The organism is Salinivibrio sp. PR6 (genome assembly GCF_001995955.1).
Taxonomy (GTDB): domain Bacteria; phylum Pseudomonadota; class Gammaproteobacteria; order Enterobacterales; family Vibrionaceae; genus Salinivibrio; species Salinivibrio siamensis.
Map to the genome: position 1 here is coordinate 83,687 of NZ_MUFA01000002.1, position 17,131 is coordinate 100,817.

16 protein-coding genes are annotated in these 17,131 nt (G+C 52.1%); 12 read left to right on the plus strand and 4 right to left on the minus strand.

Features of this window, described 5'->3' with window-relative positions:
- The first annotated feature begins 237 nt into the window (after nt 1-237).
- Nucleotides 238-978: a pyruvate formate lyase 1-activating protein gene (gene pflA / locus BZG72_RS01920; RefSeq protein WP_046073652.1), complete on the plus strand. Its 741-nt coding sequence runs from the start codon at nt 238-240 to the stop codon at nt 976-978.
- A gap of 44 nt (nt 979-1,022) precedes the next feature.
- On the opposite strand, the gene BZG72_RS01925 is transcribed toward pflA, so the two are convergent.
- Nucleotides 1,023-1,928 (minus strand): LysR substrate-binding domain-containing protein, encoded by a 906-nt coding sequence (locus BZG72_RS01925; RefSeq protein WP_046073653.1) that lies wholly within the window; start codon nt 1,926-1,928, stop codon nt 1,023-1,025.
- A gap of 197 nt (nt 1,929-2,125) precedes the next feature.
- Here BZG72_RS01925 and focA point away from each other — a divergent pair, with 197 nt between their 5' ends.
- Complete coding sequence (gene focA, locus BZG72_RS01930; RefSeq protein ID WP_077578554.1) at nt 2,126-3,574, plus strand: formate transporter FocA; 1,449 nt, start codon at nt 2,126-2,128, stop codon at nt 3,572-3,574.
- Nucleotides 3,575-3,684: 110 nt separating this feature from the next.
- Here focA and BZG72_RS01935 read toward each other — a convergent pair whose 3' ends face one another.
- Nucleotides 3,685-4,350, minus strand: coding sequence for an energy-coupling factor ABC transporter permease (locus BZG72_RS01935; RefSeq protein ID WP_077605870.1), 666 nt, complete (start codon nt 4,348-4,350; stop codon nt 3,685-3,687).
- 182 nt (nt 4,351-4,532) lie between these two features.
- Between BZG72_RS01935 and BZG72_RS01940 the strand changes: the two genes are divergently transcribed.
- The 3 genes from BZG72_RS01940 to BZG72_RS01950 all read left to right on the plus strand — a co-directional run bounded on the left by BZG72_RS01940 (nt 4,533) and on the right by BZG72_RS01950 (nt 6,977).
- Entirely contained in the window at nt 4,533-5,033 is a 501-nt protein-coding gene (locus tag BZG72_RS01940; protein ID WP_077665961.1) for a YfbU family protein, read from the plus strand.
- Between the two features lie 129 nt (nt 5,034-5,162).
- Nucleotides 5,163-5,987 carry a 23S rRNA (guanine(745)-N(1))-methyltransferase gene (rlmA, locus tag BZG72_RS01945; RefSeq protein WP_077665962.1) on the plus strand — a complete coding sequence of 275 codons (825 nt, stop codon included), beginning with the start codon at nt 5,163-5,165 and terminating at the stop codon, nt 5,985-5,987.
- An 18-nt stretch (nt 5,988-6,005) separates the two neighbouring features.
- Entirely contained in the window at nt 6,006-6,977 is a 972-nt protein-coding gene (locus BZG72_RS01950) for a ChaN family lipoprotein (protein WP_077665963.1), read from the plus strand.
- Nucleotides 6,978-7,100: 123 nt separating this feature from the next.
- Here BZG72_RS01950 and yfbV read toward each other — a convergent pair whose 3' ends face one another.
- Nucleotides 7,101-7,550: a terminus macrodomain insulation protein YfbV gene (gene yfbV / locus BZG72_RS01955; protein ID WP_077578559.1), complete on the minus strand. Its 450-nt coding sequence runs from the start codon at nt 7,548-7,550 to the stop codon at nt 7,101-7,103.
- A 369-nt stretch (nt 7,551-7,919) separates the two neighbouring features.
- Between yfbV and BZG72_RS01960 the strand changes: the two genes are divergently transcribed.
- From BZG72_RS01960 to BZG72_RS01970, 3 genes are all read left to right on the plus strand, one after another.
- Entirely contained in the window at nt 7,920-9,116 is a 1,197-nt protein-coding gene (locus BZG72_RS01960) for an acetate kinase (RefSeq protein ID WP_077665964.1), read from the plus strand.
- Nucleotides 9,117-9,221: 105 nt separating this feature from the next.
- Nucleotides 9,222-11,369, plus strand: a complete 2,148-nt coding sequence (gene pta, locus BZG72_RS01965; protein WP_077578561.1) for a phosphate acetyltransferase — start codon at nt 9,222-9,224, stop codon at nt 11,367-11,369.
- A gap of 129 nt (nt 11,370-11,498) precedes the next feature.
- The gene (locus BZG72_RS01970) at nt 11,499-12,638 is read left to right on the plus strand and encodes an amidohydrolase (protein ID WP_077665965.1); all 1,140 of its coding nucleotides are present in this window, start codon (nt 11,499-11,501) and stop codon (nt 12,636-12,638) included.
- Between the two features lie 7 nt (nt 12,639-12,645).
- Here the strand turns inward: BZG72_RS01970 and BZG72_RS01975 are convergent, their stop codons facing one another.
- The gene (locus BZG72_RS01975) at nt 12,646-13,284 is read right to left on the minus strand and encodes a LysE family translocator (RefSeq protein WP_077578563.1); all 639 of its coding nucleotides are present in this window, start codon (nt 13,282-13,284) and stop codon (nt 12,646-12,648) included.
- Between the two features lie 247 nt (nt 13,285-13,531).
- Between BZG72_RS01975 and metN the strand changes: the two genes are divergently transcribed.
- The 4 genes from metN to BZG72_RS01995 all read left to right on the plus strand — a co-directional run bounded on the left by metN (nt 13,532) and on the right by BZG72_RS01995 (nt 17,084).
- A complete protein-coding gene (gene metN / locus BZG72_RS01980; RefSeq protein ID WP_077520233.1) occupies nt 13,532-14,566 on the plus strand; it encodes a methionine ABC transporter ATP-binding protein MetN in 1,035 nt (344 codons plus the stop codon).
- On the plus strand, nt 14,556-15,242 hold the full coding sequence (locus BZG72_RS01985) for a methionine ABC transporter permease (protein ID WP_077665966.1): 687 nt from the start codon (nt 14,556-14,558) through the stop codon (nt 15,240-15,242). Before metN ends, BZG72_RS01985 begins: the two co-directional genes overlap by 11 nt.
- A gap of 46 nt (nt 15,243-15,288) precedes the next feature.
- Nucleotides 15,289-16,104, plus strand: a complete 816-nt coding sequence (gene metQ / locus BZG72_RS01990) for a methionine ABC transporter substrate-binding lipoprotein MetQ (RefSeq protein ID WP_077605865.1) — start codon at nt 15,289-15,291, stop codon at nt 16,102-16,104.
- 401 nt (nt 16,105-16,505) lie between these two features.
- The gene (locus BZG72_RS01995) at nt 16,506-17,084 is read left to right on the plus strand and encodes a LemA family protein (RefSeq protein ID WP_077665967.1); all 579 of its coding nucleotides are present in this window, start codon (nt 16,506-16,508) and stop codon (nt 17,082-17,084) included.
- Nucleotides 17,085-17,131: the final 47 nt, after the last annotated feature.

Here is a 17,131-nt window from a genome sequence, read left to right on the forward strand (position 1 = left end):
GTGTCGCACGTAAGTTTGGACAAAAAAACGAAAAGTCACAAAATCTGCATGGAATTTATCTGGTTAACGTCTCATTCGCTAGGCGACGAAAAACTGGAACTGTGATCAAGCTATGACAGGGATGCAACATAGAAGAAATACGAAGGTGAGAAGTGCGAAAAAGCCAGGAATTCCCTTATCTTCACACTGGGTTTGTAATAAAATGACGGTATAGCCATTCGCAGTCTGGAGACAGCTATGTCGACAATTGGTCGCATCCATTCGTTTGAGTCCTGTGGCACCGTAGATGGCCCTGGCATCCGCTTTATTGTCTTTATGCAAGGCTGCTTGATGCGGTGCAAATACTGCCATAACCGTGATACGTGGGACACGCACGGCGGCAAAGAAGTCACCGTGGATGAAATAATGAAAGATGTGCGTGCTTATCGCCATTTTATTACCGCCTCGGGTGGCGGGGTGACAGCATCTGGCGGTGAGGCCATGTTGCAACCTGAGTTTGTGCGTGACTTTTTCCAAGCCGCTAACGCAGAAGGGATCCACACCTGTTTAGATACCAACGGCTATATTCGCAAACACACCCCGGTGATTGATGAAGTCCTTGATGCCACCGATTTAGTGATGCTGGATTTGAAGCAACTCAACGATGAAGTCCACGAAGACTTGGTGGGCGTATCAAACCGGCGAACGCTCGACTTTGCTAAGTACCTGCACAAAATTGGGCAAAAAACCTGGATTCGTTACGTGGTTGTCCCCGGCTACACCGATGATGACGACTCTGCCCATCGTCTTGGCCAATTTATTCAAGACATGGATAACATCGAAAAAGTTGAGTTACTTCCCTACCACCAACTCGGCGCGCACAAATGGGAAGCGCTGGGTCATGAGTACGAACTGCAAGACGTCTCGCCCCCATCAAAAGAAGTGATGGATAGCGTCAAAGCGATTATTGCCAGTTACGGTCACAGTGTCACCTACTAAGCGTTAACCCCATAAAGCCGGCCATGCAGCCGGCTTTTTTCGCCTTACATCTCGCGTCGCCGCGCCTTCGTCATTCGAATGGCTTCACGGATAATGCAGTCACGCAACGGGTTATCCGCCGCGTCTGCTCGCCAGATAAACGACAATGTGCGGCGCATATTTAGCTCCGGCACGTTCAGCGCCACCAGCTCTTCACGTTCTATCCACTTCTCGACATCAAGATACGGCAAGCAACTGAGGTAGTTGGAGTTAGCCACCAAGGTGCGCAATACCGGCACCTGCTCATACTCACGACGCACATCAAGATCTTCGATAACGCCATGGATGGCACTATCAAAACTGTGTCGCGTCCCCGCTCCCGGCTCTCGCAATACCCACTGGGCTTGCTCAAGTTGCGCCAAACTTACTTGATCGCGCTGCGCGTAAGGGTGATGCTTGGCTGCCACCACCACCAAATGGTCATGGCACCACACCTGTTGCTTCAACCGGCTGTCGTCACAACGCCCTTCAATGATCCCCAAGTCGTGCTGATACCGACGCACACTATCAATCACCTTCTGGGTATTTTTCACCGTAAAGTCGATTCTCAGCTCGGGAAAATCACTATCAATAATACTGATAAGGTCTGGAATTAGGTGTTCTGCGGCGGTCTGACTGGCAATTAAGGCAATATCACCACTAATAATGTGCTGCCCATCAAACCCTGCTTCAATTTGTTGCGCGTCAAACAACAGTTGTCGTGCTTTGGGTCGCAACCATGCTCCCCAATAGGTGAGCTGCATTTGCTTACCTTGACGCTCAAAGAGCGGCCTACCGAGTAGCTTTTCAAGCTGTGAAAGCGCCATGCTGGTCGCTGACTGCGTTAACGCTAAATGGTCGGCAGCACGGCTCACACTGCCCATCGCGGCAATCGCTTCAAACACCGCGAGCTGCTTGAGTGAGTAGCGCATCTAGGATCCTTACTGTCTGACTTTGATGACATCAGACTATCAATTTTTATGATTATTACCCTAAGCAATATCAATTTTACTCCTGATAACCAGGCGAATAGGCTGGATTTATTCACATTCAGTCTAAAAAGGAGTACAACCAGTATGTTTTTTTGTCTTCAAGGTCGGGTACGCATTGCCAAAAGAGGAGGCAGCCGATGGTAACCCCTATCCACACTGACGGCCCCGCTGCGCTGCTGGTGCAAGCCGAACAATACGCAGAGAGCAAATCGCGCAAATCGACCCGTATGGCCGTCGGGCTGGCGATGATGGCAGGTCTATTTATCGGATTGGCGTTCGTGTTTTACCTCACGGTGACCACGGGGAGCACGGCCGGCTGGGGGCTCACCCGCTTGATGGGCGGGCTGGCCTTTAGCATGGGATTAATTCTTGTGGTACTCGGCGGGGCCGAGCTATTTACCAGCACGGTGCTGTCCATGCTTGCTCGCGCCAACGGCAAAATTAGTACACGTAGCCTGCTTTATACCTGGGCAAGGGTGTATATCGGCAACTTATGCGGCGCGCTATTGTTGGTGCTGATCGTGATGGCGGCGGGTTTATATCAGCTTGATGATGGACAGTGGGGGCTCAACGCCCTTCATGTCGCGCAGCACAAGCTGCATCACAGCTGGCTGCAAGCGTTCTCCCTCGGTGTGCTTTGTAACTTGCTCGTTTGTCTGGCGATTTGGATGACATTCACCTCGCAAAACCCGCTGACCAAAGCCGTGATGGTGATCTTACCTGTTGCCATGTTTGTCAGCACCGGTTTTGAGCATAGCGTGGCCAATATGTTCATGGTGCCTTTGGGCATGAGCATCGCCACCTTCGCACCAGACAGCTTTTGGCAAGCGGTGGGCAGTTCCCCCGCGGCCTTTAATGACGTCAATCTCATCCAGTTTATCAGTGCCAATTTAATCCCCGTCACCCTTGGCAATATCGTCGGTGGCGCTGGCCTGGTTGGTATGGGCTATTGGCTGATTATCAACCCAGAAAGAGAACACAAAACCGCGCACATTTCTGCATTGACGCTCCCGTCTGCGCCTTATTCTGAGAGACCTATTATGACCCAAGAAACCTTAACTATTGAAAACAACATGCAATCGGCTCAGTGTGCTTTAAAAGCCCAGCAATTTGTGGCGGACGCCCTAGAGCAGCTCAACCGCACCAAACTTCAAGGCGCCCCTGTGGTAGACAGCCAAAATCAACTGGTTGGCTTTTTCTCGGTGCAAGATGTCTTAGTGGATCTATGGTGGAATGACTATCAACCCGACATGGATGCCAAAGTTGAAGATCTGATGCGCACCGAGGTACAAACCGTTGAGGCAGACCAATCGGTGATTGAGCTGGCGCAGTACATGAGCATTGATAACCAAGTGCTCTATCCGGTCAGTGATGCGGGCATTGCCACCCGCTTTACCAACCAATCGGCATTAGAGCGCGCCAAAACGCAAACACTGTCTCGTCCCTATATTTATCCGGTGATGAAAGACGAGCGCTTGGTGGGGGTGATCACGCGCGCCGATGTGATTCGAGCACTCGCGCCACTTTACGGTAATGCAATGGATATCCTTCCCGCCGATGCGAAAGAAGGCTTAGTCACCGCCTAACACTTAGTTACCACCTAACACAGAAATAGCCGTTATCGATCACGCCGCCGGTCAATACTGGCGGCATTTTTCATCGAGATGTTGCCGTCATCGCCGCATTGACACACGGACTAACGCTCAGGTGATAAATACTCACGGTCATAAAAGGTGCGTAGCCAATGAGGCCGATATACCGCCATCACTGTCACCGCCATGCCATTTAATAACGCCTCAGGGAACCACATCAGGAGTGCAATTTGCAGATAGTTATGGACAATGTCTTGCCAGCTATGTCGCTCTGCCAGCCCGTACCACAACGATGTCACGGACAGCTGGAATACCATGGTCAGCGCCGCGCCGATAAAAGCGGCGATAAAAATATAAATAAACAGGTGGCGGGTTAAATAATGGTAACTGAGCGCGAAAATCGCATAACTAAAAGTGATTGGCAGCACCGCCGTGGTGAGCGCGGTCATCCCCAAGTCCGCGACAGGGACAAAACCAAACACCGCCATCAGTGTTAGAGGCACAGTGGCAATCCAAATAGCGATACGCCAACCATGGCACAAGGCGAGCGTGGTCACGCCTAAAAAGTGGATATCTAGCCCCGCTTTGATCCCTGCTTGAAGCGCCCATAAAGCAAACAACACCACCGCCGAGGAAAACGCCAAATGCTGGTAACCGGTTTCTTGACGCAGCTTAGAAAAAAATTCCGGTGGATAGGTTCGATACAGCACCGCTGCCCACAATAACCAGCCGCTCCATTGCCAACCGCTCACTTCGGCGAACTCAAACATATTCAATCCCTAGTCACTGACCTTTTCTACCTTTAACTGACACAACAACTAGCGGGTGATAAACGTGCTACGGACATAGCCCAGATCAAGATTTCCCCCTCATAGAGCTGGTAGTCTCTATTTATTCCCTCATCAATTGATGAATGACTATTGTACCTTTGAGAGTTAAGAGGCCAACCGCGATGGATATGACCCCTGCACAACGTCTAATTTTATCTAATCAATACCAATTAATGTGCCACCTCGATCCCTCTAATAACGAAAAGTATCGCCGCTTACAAACCATTATTGAGCGCGGTTACAGCTTGCAAATGGCAGAAGTGATCAGCCAGTTCGAGGCGCTATGCGAAACCCAGTGTCGTGAGATCATTGATATCATGGAAATGCACCATGCCATGCAGGCCTCATACAACCTCTTGGACGACGCCAACCAAGCCGCCTTATCACCGCGCCGCGTTCAATTCTGGGGCTTCGACGCCGCCACCGAAGGTGCGTTAGTGCATTATGTCCGCTTTCTTGTCGATACGGAGGGACTCTATCCGCAATTCGATCAGGGCGAGCATCGCTTTAACAGCCAAATGCCCATGTTGGACAAATACCGTCGCATGCTGGATGTATGGCGTCATTGCCCGCGCCAATTCCACTTAAGCTTAACCGAGATTGAGCAAATCCTCGCCGCCTAAACCGCAGAGCGCGACCATCCCGAATCCCAGCCGCCCGCGAGGCGGCTTTTTATTTGCGCGTCTCGCGCTTGTCGAATCCATCGCAAGCCCGTACCCTTAAGCCCATTCACGCTAACACACCGAACGACCATGATTTATCGATGCCCACTGTGCCAACAGTCTCTGCAAGCCACCTCACGTGGCGCCTATTGCGCGAACAATCACCAATTTGACCGCGCCAAAGAAGGCTACCTCAATTTGCTCCCCGTGCAATTTAAGCGCTCTAAAGATCCGGGCGACAACAAGGCCATGACCCAAGCGCGTCGGGCGTTTTTAAACGCTGGCCACTATGCGCCTATGCGCCAAGCGATGATTGACGCTCTCACCCAAGCGCTCGATGGCGAGCACAAAACCATCTTGGATGTCGGCTGTGGTGAAGGGTACTACACCCACGCGATTGCCGATCAAACCGCAGAGCAACAATGGTCTGTTCACGGATTAGATATTGCCAAAGTGGCGGTGCGTTATGCGGCCAAGTGGTACCCACAGTGTCAGTTCTCGGTTGCCTCTTCCCAACGCCTGCCGTTTGCCGACAACAGCTTGGATGGTGTGGTACGGATTTATGCGCCCTGTAACGGTGAAGAGTTAGCGCGCGCGATTAAGCCTGGCGGCGTGGTGGTGACGGTTACGCCAGGTCCACGTCATCTATTTCAGCTAAAAGCCGGTATCTATCAAGAGGTGCGTTTACACGAAACGCCACCTGAAGCCCTACTAGGCTTCCAACTTGAAAGTGAGCACTCACTGCATTACTCGATGACATTGGCAGGTGAGCAAGCCCTGACTCTGCTGCAAATGACGCCCTTTGCCTGGCGCGCCTCGGATGAATGGCGTGACACCTTAGCGAACAGCGAGGCCTTTGAGTGCGACGCCGACTTCACCCTGCGCGTGTATCGCCATCACGCCGCCGAGCAATGATAGCCAAGGAGACATTCCATGAAACAAGGTCGCGTATCGGTTCGTATCATCAGCGCCTGGCTCGCCGCAGCCTGCATCGTATTCACCAGTTCGACGCTTCATGCAAGAACCGATGCGCTTGCCACTTTATTTGACTACCAAGTCACCCGCGCAGAGGGCGAATCATTGAGCCTGACCCAAGTGGCCCGCCAAGTGTCGGATGCCGATGTGGTGCTCATTGGCGAATGGCACGGCCATCCAGGCGTGCACCGCTTTCAAGCTGAGCTACTCAGCCAACTCGCCTCAGAGCACCCAGTGGCCCTGTCGATGGAGCAATTCAGTCGCGATGCACAACCCGTACTTGACCAATATCTTGCTGGCGAGATCGGCGAAGACACGTTAAAGCGACAAGCCAATGCATGGGATAATTATGATGGCAGTTACCGGCCCTTGATTGAACTGGCCAAGCAACGCCAAATCGAGGTGATTGCTGCCAACGCCCCCAAGCGACTGGTGCGCTGTATTGGTCAGCAAGGCTTGTCATATCTCGATAGTCTGTCCGAGCAACAGCGTAGCTGGTTTGCCGACACCATAGATACCCAAGATTCACCGTATAAGCGCAAATTTAAGGCCAATATGCACCATGGCAGCGCCAGCCAAACAGACGCGCAATATGCCGCCCAGCTTGCCTGGGATGCCACCATGGCCGAAAGCATCGTCGCGTATCATGCCGCTCACCCCAACAGCCAAATTGTGCATATCGCCGGGCGTTTTCACGTGGCTGAAGGGTTGGGAACCGCGGCACAAATTCACGCCCGCGACCCTGAACTGCGCATTGCACTGATCACCGCGGTAAGCGACCAAGCCATGCTAAGCGACGACGCGCCCGACTTGCGCTTACACGTGCTACCCATGCCACAGCGCTGGCTGTCGATGGACGAAATGCGCCAAGCGGTGAGCCAAATGAAAGGGCAAGGTGCCGCTCAGTGCAAGCGCGCCACAAATAGCTAAGCGCTCACGCTTTCCCACAGACACTTTCCCATATACAAAAACGCCGACCAAACGGTCGGCGTTTTGTTGTCGCTTCTTCTCTATATCTGTTCGCTAGTCGATAGCGACGCCGCCGCGTGTCTGTTAGAACCAACGCTCCAACGCAGCGCGATCAACTTTAAACGCGCGGCTTAACGCATGCGCAAGCTCTTTGTATCGTGGCTGGTTTTTGATCGGCTGCATCGCATGTCCTTCACTGGTGATCTTTTGATGCAGCTCGCGATACCAACCCGCAAGCGCTGGCGGCAGAGGCGTATCACGACGCTTACCCAACCACCACAAACCTTGCACCGGCAAGCTCAATGCAAACAAGGCCACAATCACCGCCTGCGGCAGCCCTTGTACATTATTGGCCGACATCTGTAATAACACGCTAATCGCCGCCACCGCTGGCATCACTTTGATCGCAAAGCGAGTCATGGTAATCACACGGTTCTCGGGGAATACCGGTGCCAACTCCTTTCTCATTGGCCATTCCTGCATGTACTTCTGACCATCTTGCAGGCAACGCCAGATTGACTTATTCGTTGTCATACCTACCTCACTTACTCGTGTGACTCGCTCAGTGTGACACAAGGCGCTGTCACTCAACTTTTACAATAAAAATTAAACAAACTGTTTAAAAACTTTCAAAATTAACCAGTATTGCTCAAAAAATTTTTGTTATCTGTATCAAGTCCCGCTATCCTTAGCGCACTTTATCATTGTTGCTCGGATTCGATTGTCTCGCAACCTAATCTGGTTGTACTCGACGGAGCGTTCATTTATCCAGGACGGATAAAGATGGTTCTTTCCCCGCGACAACGCATGAGATAATTCTTTTTTTAAAAAGGTAGTGTCTCTGTTTGTCCACTATCCTTTTTGTTCAATACACTCTGTCTTACGAAACATAGGTAGTCATACATGTCCAAGCTGGTTCTCGTACTCAATTGCGGAAGCTCCTCTTTGAAGTTCGCCATTGTCGACGCTCAATCAGGCGATGAGCATCTTACCGGTCTAGCCGAATGCCTTCACCTTCCAGAAGCCCGCATCAAGTGGAAGATGGACGGCAAGCATGAAGCCCAACTCGGCGAAGGTGCCGCACACAATGAAGCGCTTAACTTCATTGTTGATACCATCCTGGCTTCTAAGCCTGAGCTTGCCGAGAACCTAGGTGCCATTGGCCACCGCGTTGTTCACGGTGGCGAGCACTTCACTCAGTCAGCATTAATTACGGACGATGTACTGAAAGGGATCCACGATGCAGCCAGCTTTGCACCGCTGCACAACCCAGCCCACATCGTAGGTATCGAAGCGGCGAAAAAAGCCTTCCCAGCGCTGAAAAATGTCGCTGTATTCGATACGGCATACCATCAAACCATGCCAGAAGAAGCCTACTTGTATGCACTGCCTTATAACCTTTATAAAGAGCACGGCATCCGTCGCTATGGCATGCATGGCACCTCGCACTACTTTATCGCTAACGCCGCCGCTGAGCAGCTTGGCAAACCTGTTGATGAAGTGAACATCATTAACTGCCACCTCGGTAACGGCGCGTCAGTTTGTGCGATTAAAAACGGCAAATCCGTCGACACCTCAATGGGCATGACCCCGTTGGAAGGCCTGGTAATGGGCACCCGCTCTGGTGACCTAGATCCAGCGATTATCTTCCACCTGCACGATGCACTGGGCTACAGCGTTGAGCAAATCAACACCATGCTGACCAAAGAGTCTGGCCTACAAGGCTTGACCGAAGTGACCTCTGACTGCCGCTTTGTCGAAGACAACTATGGCGAGAAAGAAGAAGCCACTCGCGCGATGAACGTGTTCTGTCACCGTCTTGCTAAGTACGTGGCCAGCTACACCGCGACCCTCGATGGTCGCCTAGACGCGATTGTCTTCACCGGCGGTATCGGTGAGAACTCAGGCCCAATCCGCGAACTAGTACTTGAGCGTTTGTCGCTACTGGGTGTTGATGTCGACAAAGGACGCAACCTGAAAGCCCGCTTTGGCGGTGAAGGCGTGATCACCACAGACGAAAGCCGCGTGCCTGCGATGGTGATTTCAACCAACGAAGAGTTGGTCATTGCGCAAGACACCGCGCGCCTAACTGGCCTGTAAGACCATTCCCAACGGCTGATTCCACTCAGCCGTTTTTATATTTGTGCCGGCCTGTCCGGCACGCCAATCAGATAGTAAGAGGAAGTCAACGTGTCCCGTACTATTATGCTAATCCCAATCGGCTCCGGCGTCGGCCTGACAAGTGTCAGCCTCGGCGTGATGCGAGCGATGGAGCGTAAAGGCGTCCGCGTCTCATTTTTTAAACCCATTGCGCAGCCTCATCACGGTAGCGACACTGATGTCACTGACCTGACGACAGAAATCATTCACGCCAACAGTGACATGAAAGTCGCCGAGTCGATGTCAATGAACCAGGCCGAAGATCTGCTGCGTTCCGATCAAGAAGACGTGCTGCTTGAAGAAGTACTTGCACGCTTTACACGCGCCACCCAAAACACCGAAGTGGCACTGGTTGAAGGCTTGGTCACCACGCGTAACCATCCGTTTGCCAACCAAATCAACTACGAGATTGCCAAGACGCTGGATGCAGAGATTGTCTTTGTGACCACACCAGGTACCGACAACCCTGCGCAGCTAAAAGAGCGTATCGAGTTTGCTTGCACCAACTTTGGTGGCAGCAAAAACGGCAACATCTCTGGCGTGATCATCAACAAGCTCAATGCCCCTGTTGATGATGCTGGCCGCACCCGTCCCGATCTGTCAGAGATCTTTGACGATGCAGACGGCGCGCGTCCGACTAACGTTGAAGTGATGCAGATCTTCAACACGAGCCCAATCCGCGTACTGGGCTGTGTGCCATGGAAAATCGATCTGATTGCTACCCGTGCCAGCGATATGGCTAAGCACTTGAATGCCACCATCATCAATGAAGGTGAAATTCACTCGCGCCGTATCAAGAGCATTACCTTCTGCGCACGCTCTATTCCTAACATGGTTGAGCACTTCCGCCCTGGCTCACTGCTAGTGACCTCGGCAGACCGTCCAGACGTGATTGTCGCGGCCTGCTTGGCAGCAATGAACGGCGTGGAAATCGGTGCGCTGCTGCTGACCGGTGGTTACTCGATCCCTGATCAGCTCAAAGCATTGTGTGACCGTGCCTTTGAAACCGGCCTACCAGTGTTCACCACCGCAGGTAACACCTGGCAAACCTCACTCAACCTGCAAAGCTTCAGCCTCGAAGTCCCGGCTGACGACAAAGAGCGCGTTGAGTTTGTGAACGACCATGTGGCCAGCCACATTGATGGCAACTGGATTGAGTCACTAAGCTCTGGCTCTAACCGCGAGCGTCGCCTCAGCCCACCCGCCTTCCGTTACCAGCTCACCGAGTTTGCGCGTAAAGCCGCCAAGCGCATTGTGCTGCCAGAAGGTGACGAGCCACGCACCATTAAAGCGGCCGCTATCTGTGCGGAACGTAAAATTGCTGAGTGTGTGCTTTTGGGTAATCCAGAAGAAATTAAACGTGTTGCCGATCAGCAAGGCGTTACCTTGGGCGCTGGCGTAGAAATCATTGACCCCGTGAAAGCGCGTGACAAATATGTGGCCCGCTTGGTTGAGCTGCGTAAGAGCAAAGGCATCACCGAAGTGATTGCGCAAGAGCACCTGGAAGACACCGTGGTGCTGGGTACCATGATGCTAGAGGCCAACGAGGTGGACGGCCTGGTTTCCGGTGCCGTGCACACCACGGCCAACACCATTCGCCCACCGCTGCAGATCATCAAGACAGCGCCGAACGCCTCATTGGTGTCGTCGGTCTTCTTCATGCTGCTGCCTGAGCAAGTGCTGGTATACGGTGACTGTGCGATCAACCCAGATCCAAACGCTGAGCAACTGGCAGAAATCGCCATTCAATCGGCCGATTCAGCCAGCGCCTTTGGTATCGAGCCACGCGTAGCGATGATCTCTTACTCAACCGGTAGCTCGGGTAAAGGGGCTGACGTGGATAAAGTTCGCGAAGCCACCCGCCTTGCCAAAGAGAAACGCCCTGATCTGGTGATTGATGGCCCACTGCAGTACGACGCAGCAATCATGGAAAATGTTGCTAAGTCGAAAGCACCGGATTCACCGGTTGCCGGTAAAGCGACCGTGTTCGTCTTCCCAGACTTGAACACAGGTAACACCACCTACAAGGCGGTACAGCGTTCTGCTGAGCTGGTGTCTATCGGTCCAATGCTGCAAGGCATGCGCAAACCGGTGAACGACCTGTCTCGTGGCGCACTGGTAGATGACATTGTTTACACAGTGGCCCTGACAGCTATCCAAGCGAAACAAGCGGAAGACAACGGCCAAGTGTAATTTTCACCACGCCCTGTCGAGATAAAACAAAAGCCAGCACCTGTTGCTGGCTTTTTTGCGTTTGCGTTCACAACGTGACATGCAAACGCGATCTAGCATGGCGTATCCATTCTGGTTTTGGAGTCGAAGATGGCTAACGAGTTCGATCCCGTCACGCTACGGCATACCCTGCACCAAACCCCTGAGCTTTCTAACCACGAAGCCCTCACCGCACGCACTATCGCTGCTCAGTTGCGGCAATTTGGCTTTCACCCAGCCACTGATGTCGGCGGCCACGGGATCCTGGTCACCACTCAAGGCGCTGCGCCAGGGCCCACCACCTTGCTACGCGCCGATTTTGATGCGCTCCCGATTGAAGAGCGTGGAACACAGGCTTATTGCTCCCAGCATTCGGGCGTGATGCATGCGTGTGGCCATGATGGTCATACCGCGGCGTTGCTAGCCGTCGCTGCCGAGCTTAGCCACACGCCGCCCGCTCGTGGTACTGTGCTGCTTGCCTTTCAGCCTGCCGAAGAAACCGGAGAAGGCGCAGCGCGTATGTGCGAGTCCCCCGCACTTACCAACGCGCAAATTGATAACGTCTACGCCTTTCACAATCTCCCCGGCTTTAATCAACATCAAATCGTGGTACGCCCAGGGACCTTTGCCTGTGCCTCGACTGGAGTCGCCATTGAGCTGTACGGAAAAACCTCTCATGCCGCCTACCCCGAACGCGGGATTAGCCCTGCCGGTGCGATGACAGGCGTGATGCATACCCTGACACAACTGCCCGACGCCTACCCTGAGGCCAACAGCCTTGTCACCTTGGTTCATGCCCAGTTAGGAGAGCCCGCCTACGGCGTCGCCCCCGGCCACGCGACCGTGATGGCTACCTTGCGCAGTGATGACAACGCCTGCTTTCATGCCATGAAAGCCGACTTGATAGACAAAGTGAACACGCTGGCGGCTCGGGCAGGGTTGACGGTCAGTTTTAGCTGGCATGAGCCCTTTATCGCGGCCGAGAACAGTACCCACCATACACAGCATGTCGCCAATGCCGCGCAGTCGCTAGGGGTTGAGGTACATTGGCTTAATGAACCGATGCGTTGGTCAGAAGATGTGGCCGAGTTTCTCGCCCGTTGGCCGGGCGCGTTATTTGGTATTGGCAGTGGCGAGCATCATCCGCAACTGCACAACCCCGATTATGATTTTCCCGATGCGATTCTCCCCACCGCTAGGGCGATGTTTACCGCTTTGGTCGCTGAGCATCACGGGCGTTACACGGATTGATCACGTCCTACCCCAGCGCCAGCCACACGCCAACGCCCACCATCAAGGTGCCGGCGACACGGTTAAGCAGTTGCACGTTGCCTCTTTGCTGCAGAAACTGACGCAACGTGCGACCGCCACTGGCATACAACATCAAGCAGCTAAACTCGGTCAGCAGAATAATCAACACCAGCACACTTAACTGGCTGGGCAGCGCTAATTTAGGATTAATAAACGGGGGCAACAGTGAGATCATAAACGCCCAGCCTTTCGGGTTAGCAATCGCGGTGACAAATCCTTGGGTCGCCAAGGACCACGCTGATGCTTCACTGGGGCTAGCGTCATCATCCTCAGGAATGGCCATTTTCCCGCGAGATCGCCACATTTGTACCCCAAGAAACGCCAGATAGGCACCACCGACGTATTTGAACACCTGAAAGATAGACGGATAGTTAAGCATCATTGCCGCCACCCCAATTACCGAGGCAATCGCTACCAACCCCACGCCAATTAACTCGCCCCACATCATATGCAGGCTACGCTTAACGCCGATGGTCATTCCCAGCGTCATCGAGAGGGTCATACACATCCCAGGTGTCACGGACACCAGAAAAAAGGTCGGGATGAACAAGGAAAGCATGGTGGTATCAATCAAAGCAGTTGGCATAAAGCGTAATCAGAACAAAGCACTACAGGAGCTCCTAGTAAACGCCCTTTATCGTTTGAGATCAAGCCTACTGTTGAGTTTATAACCAAGCGATTGGACTTATTGCCATTTAGACGTCCAGAAGTAAAAATATCCATTGACTTAATTTTGACTAACTCATAGCATCAATAACCAGAGCGACAGCAAGAATGTGGCACAAGCCGCTGAGTGAGTCTGCTGTGATCAAATTATTCGCCAAGGACATGTGATGATTGAGATAACCAACCTCAACAAGGTATTCGAACTCGGGGAACGCCGAATTCATGCCCTTAATGACATCAACTTATTTATTCCCAAGGGGAAAGTATTTGGTGTGATCGGTGCCTCCGGTGCAGGGAAAAGTACCCTGATCCGGATGGTTAACCTGCTCGAGCGCCCAACCAGCGGCTCAGTCAAAGTGGGTGGCACTAACCTCACTGCGCTACCCAGCCGCCAGTTAACCCAAGCGCGCCGTAAAATCGGGATGATTTTCCAACACTTTAATTTGCTCTCGTCACGCACCGTGTTCGACAACATCGCCCTGCCGCTTGAGCTAAGTGGCTCGAGCCGCGATGAGATTGAAACACGCGTGAGCGAACTGCTCGATCTGGTCGGCTTGGCCGATAAGCGTGATGTGTATCCTGCCAGCCTCAGTGGCGGACAAAAACAACGTGTCGCCATTGCCCGTGCATTGGCGCCAAGCCCCAACGTTCTGCTTTGTGATGAAGCCACCAGCGCACTGGATCCAGCCACTACGCAATCCATTCTGTCGCTGCTGCAAACCATCAACCAAAAGCTCAACCTCACCATTTTGCTGATCACCCACGAAATGGATGTGGTCAAACGTATCTGTGACGACGTCGCTATTATTGGCGATGGCGAGCTCGTCGAGTCCGGTCCGGTGGGCGAGATTTTTGCGCATCCCAAATCCGACTTGGCCAAACAATTTATTCGTTCAACCCTCGACTTGTCAGTGCCGCATGATTTTGCCCAGCGCTTACAACAAGAATACTTCGAAGGCAGTTACCCCTTGGTGCGCCTCGAGTTTACCGGCGCGACGGTCGATGACCCATTAATCAGCCAGATCTCGCGCCTGTTTGATATCGACATCAGCATTTTAAGCTCAGATATCGACTACGCCGGCGGCGTGAAATTCGGCCTACTCCTTGCGGAAATCATGGGTCCAAAAGAGGCGGTTGAAAACGCCATCACTTACCTCAACAAGCACCATGTCAACACGGAGGTACTCGGCTATGTTGATTGATCAACTCACCCACTGGGTCAATGAAAACAGCGCCCTTATCAACTTGCTCCTCGAAGCCACTGGCCAAACCCTGTACATGGTGTTTGCCTCCGGGATCATGGGGTTTGTGATTGGCATCCCATTGGGCGTGTTACTGCATGTGACCAAACCCGGTGGTTTGCTGGGCCAGCCGCAAGTTAACCAGGTGCTCGGCGCAATAGTGAACATTGGTCGCTCTATCCCCTTTATTATCTTGCTGGTGGCAATTATTCCGTTTACCCGCATGGTGGTTGGTACCTCGATTGGTACCGCAGCGGCGATTGTGCCGCTTACCGTCGGCGCGATTCCATTTATTGCCCGCTTGGTTGAAGGGGCGTTACTCGAGTTACCGGCTGGGCTAGAGGAAGCGGCCAAAGCGATGGGCGCGAACCCGTTCCAGATTATTTATAAAGTGCTCATACCTGAAGCGCTCCCCGGCATCATCAATGGCGCGACCATTACCTGGGTTACCTTGGTGAGCTACTCGGCCATGGCCGGTGCGGTCGGCGGCGGCGGCCTTGGGGATGTGGGCATCCGCTATGGCTATCAGCGCTTTGACACCACAGTGATGCTGATCACCGTTGTAATGCTGGTAGTCTTAGTGCAAGCGATTCAATCTTTTGGTGATTACTTGGTGCGACGCGCCGATCACCGCTAAATCAAACACAATAATGACGAATATGTTCCAAACAGGGAGACAGACAATGAAAACCACGATCAAAACACTACTTGCCACTCTTGGCCTTGCCTCAACCTTGGTGCTGACTGGCTGCGGCGAGAAAGAACAAGCCGCGACCGATACCAACAGCATCACCGTGGGCGTGATGGCCGGCGAAGAAGCACAAGTCGCTGAACATGCGGTGGAAGAAGCGAAAAAGCTCGGTCTTGAGGTAGAGCTGGTGACCTTTACCGATTACGTGTCACCGAACGCGGCACTGGATGATGGCTCGGTCGACGTGAATGCTTTCCAACACAAACCTTACTTGGACGCACAAATCAAAGACCGTGGTTATGAATTTGCGATTGCCGGCAACACCTTTGTGTATCCGATTGCGGCTTATTCTTACAAGCTAGATAGCGTCGAGGATCTACCAGAAGGCGGTAAAATTGCGGTGCCTAACAACCCATCGAACCTAGGCCGTTCACTGGTATTGCTTGAGCAGCAAGGGATCATCAAGCTCAAAGAAGGCGCAGGCATCAACGCGACTAAACTGGATATCGTTGAGAACCCGAAAAACGTAGAAATCATCGAGCTAGAAACCCCACAACTGCCTCGCTCATTGGAAGATGTGGACTTGGCTATCATCAACAACACCTTTGCAGCAGGCGTGGGCCTAACGCCAAGCAAAGACGGTATCTTTGTTGAAGACAAAGAATCACCTTATGTGAACCTGATTGTGGCGCGCAAAGACAACGTCGACGCAGAAAACGTCAAAACCTTTGTTAAAGCCTACCAAACTGATGCGGTTTACAACGCCGCGATGGAAATCTTCGACGGCGCCGTGGTAAAAGGCTGGTAAGCTAGCATAACAATGTGTTAGCTCAGACGAACGCATCGATGCCAACCAGTATAAATAGCTAGACAAACGCCACAGTGACTGGTGAAATAACTGTGGCGTTTTTTAATCATAGTTCTCAACCTTAATTTCCAGCAGCAATACCGCACAGATAAAAAATGGTGACAATTTGATGCGAAAACGTGCGTTCTCAGATTAGCATTCTTTTAATTCGGAATACTCCGCTTATGGTCAGAAACACGAGTAGCAAACGTATTTTGGAATCGCCATAACGTTTAGCCTCTCATATTTCTCTAATCGCTTGAGTAATTTAAATTTTCTGGTAGATTTTTTTCTCTTCCATCAAAACACCCCATCCCTTCCTAGCAATCAGGGATTAATAAAGCATCAATTTAGGAGATAGCATGGGCCTGATTATCACGGTCATAATATTGGTCTTATTGACTAGCGCGACCTTTTATCTCATCGGGATTTATAACCGCTTGGTCGCCGTTAAGCACAACGTGAGCAAGGCTTGGTCTAATATCGATGTTTTGCTCAAGCAACGCCACGATGAATTACCCAAGCTAGTCGATACTGCAAAGCAGTATATGAGCTACGAGCAGGAAACGCTTGTCCAAGTGATTAATGCTCGTAATCAAGTTGAGGACGCTCGTCAGGAAGGCGATGCCAAAAAAGTAGGTCACGCCGAAGAGCAATTACGTGGTGGTATGGGTCAACTTTTGGCACTAGCAGAAGAATATCCAGATCTCAAGGCCGATGAGTCTTTCCAGCAACTGCAATCACGCATTTCTGAATTAGAAAACCAGATAGCCGATCGCCGTGAATTCTATAACGCATCAGTTAACACTAACAACATTCGTATTGAGCAATTCCCTGATGTACTGATAGCCAACCTTATGAACTTCAAAGCCTTTGACTTGCTTGAGTTCCAAGAGTCTGAAAAACAGGACCACAACCTGTCGGCGCTTTTCGGTAATTAGTCGTGGCCAATAAACACCAGCCATTATTGTTATCAAGGTAAATAAAG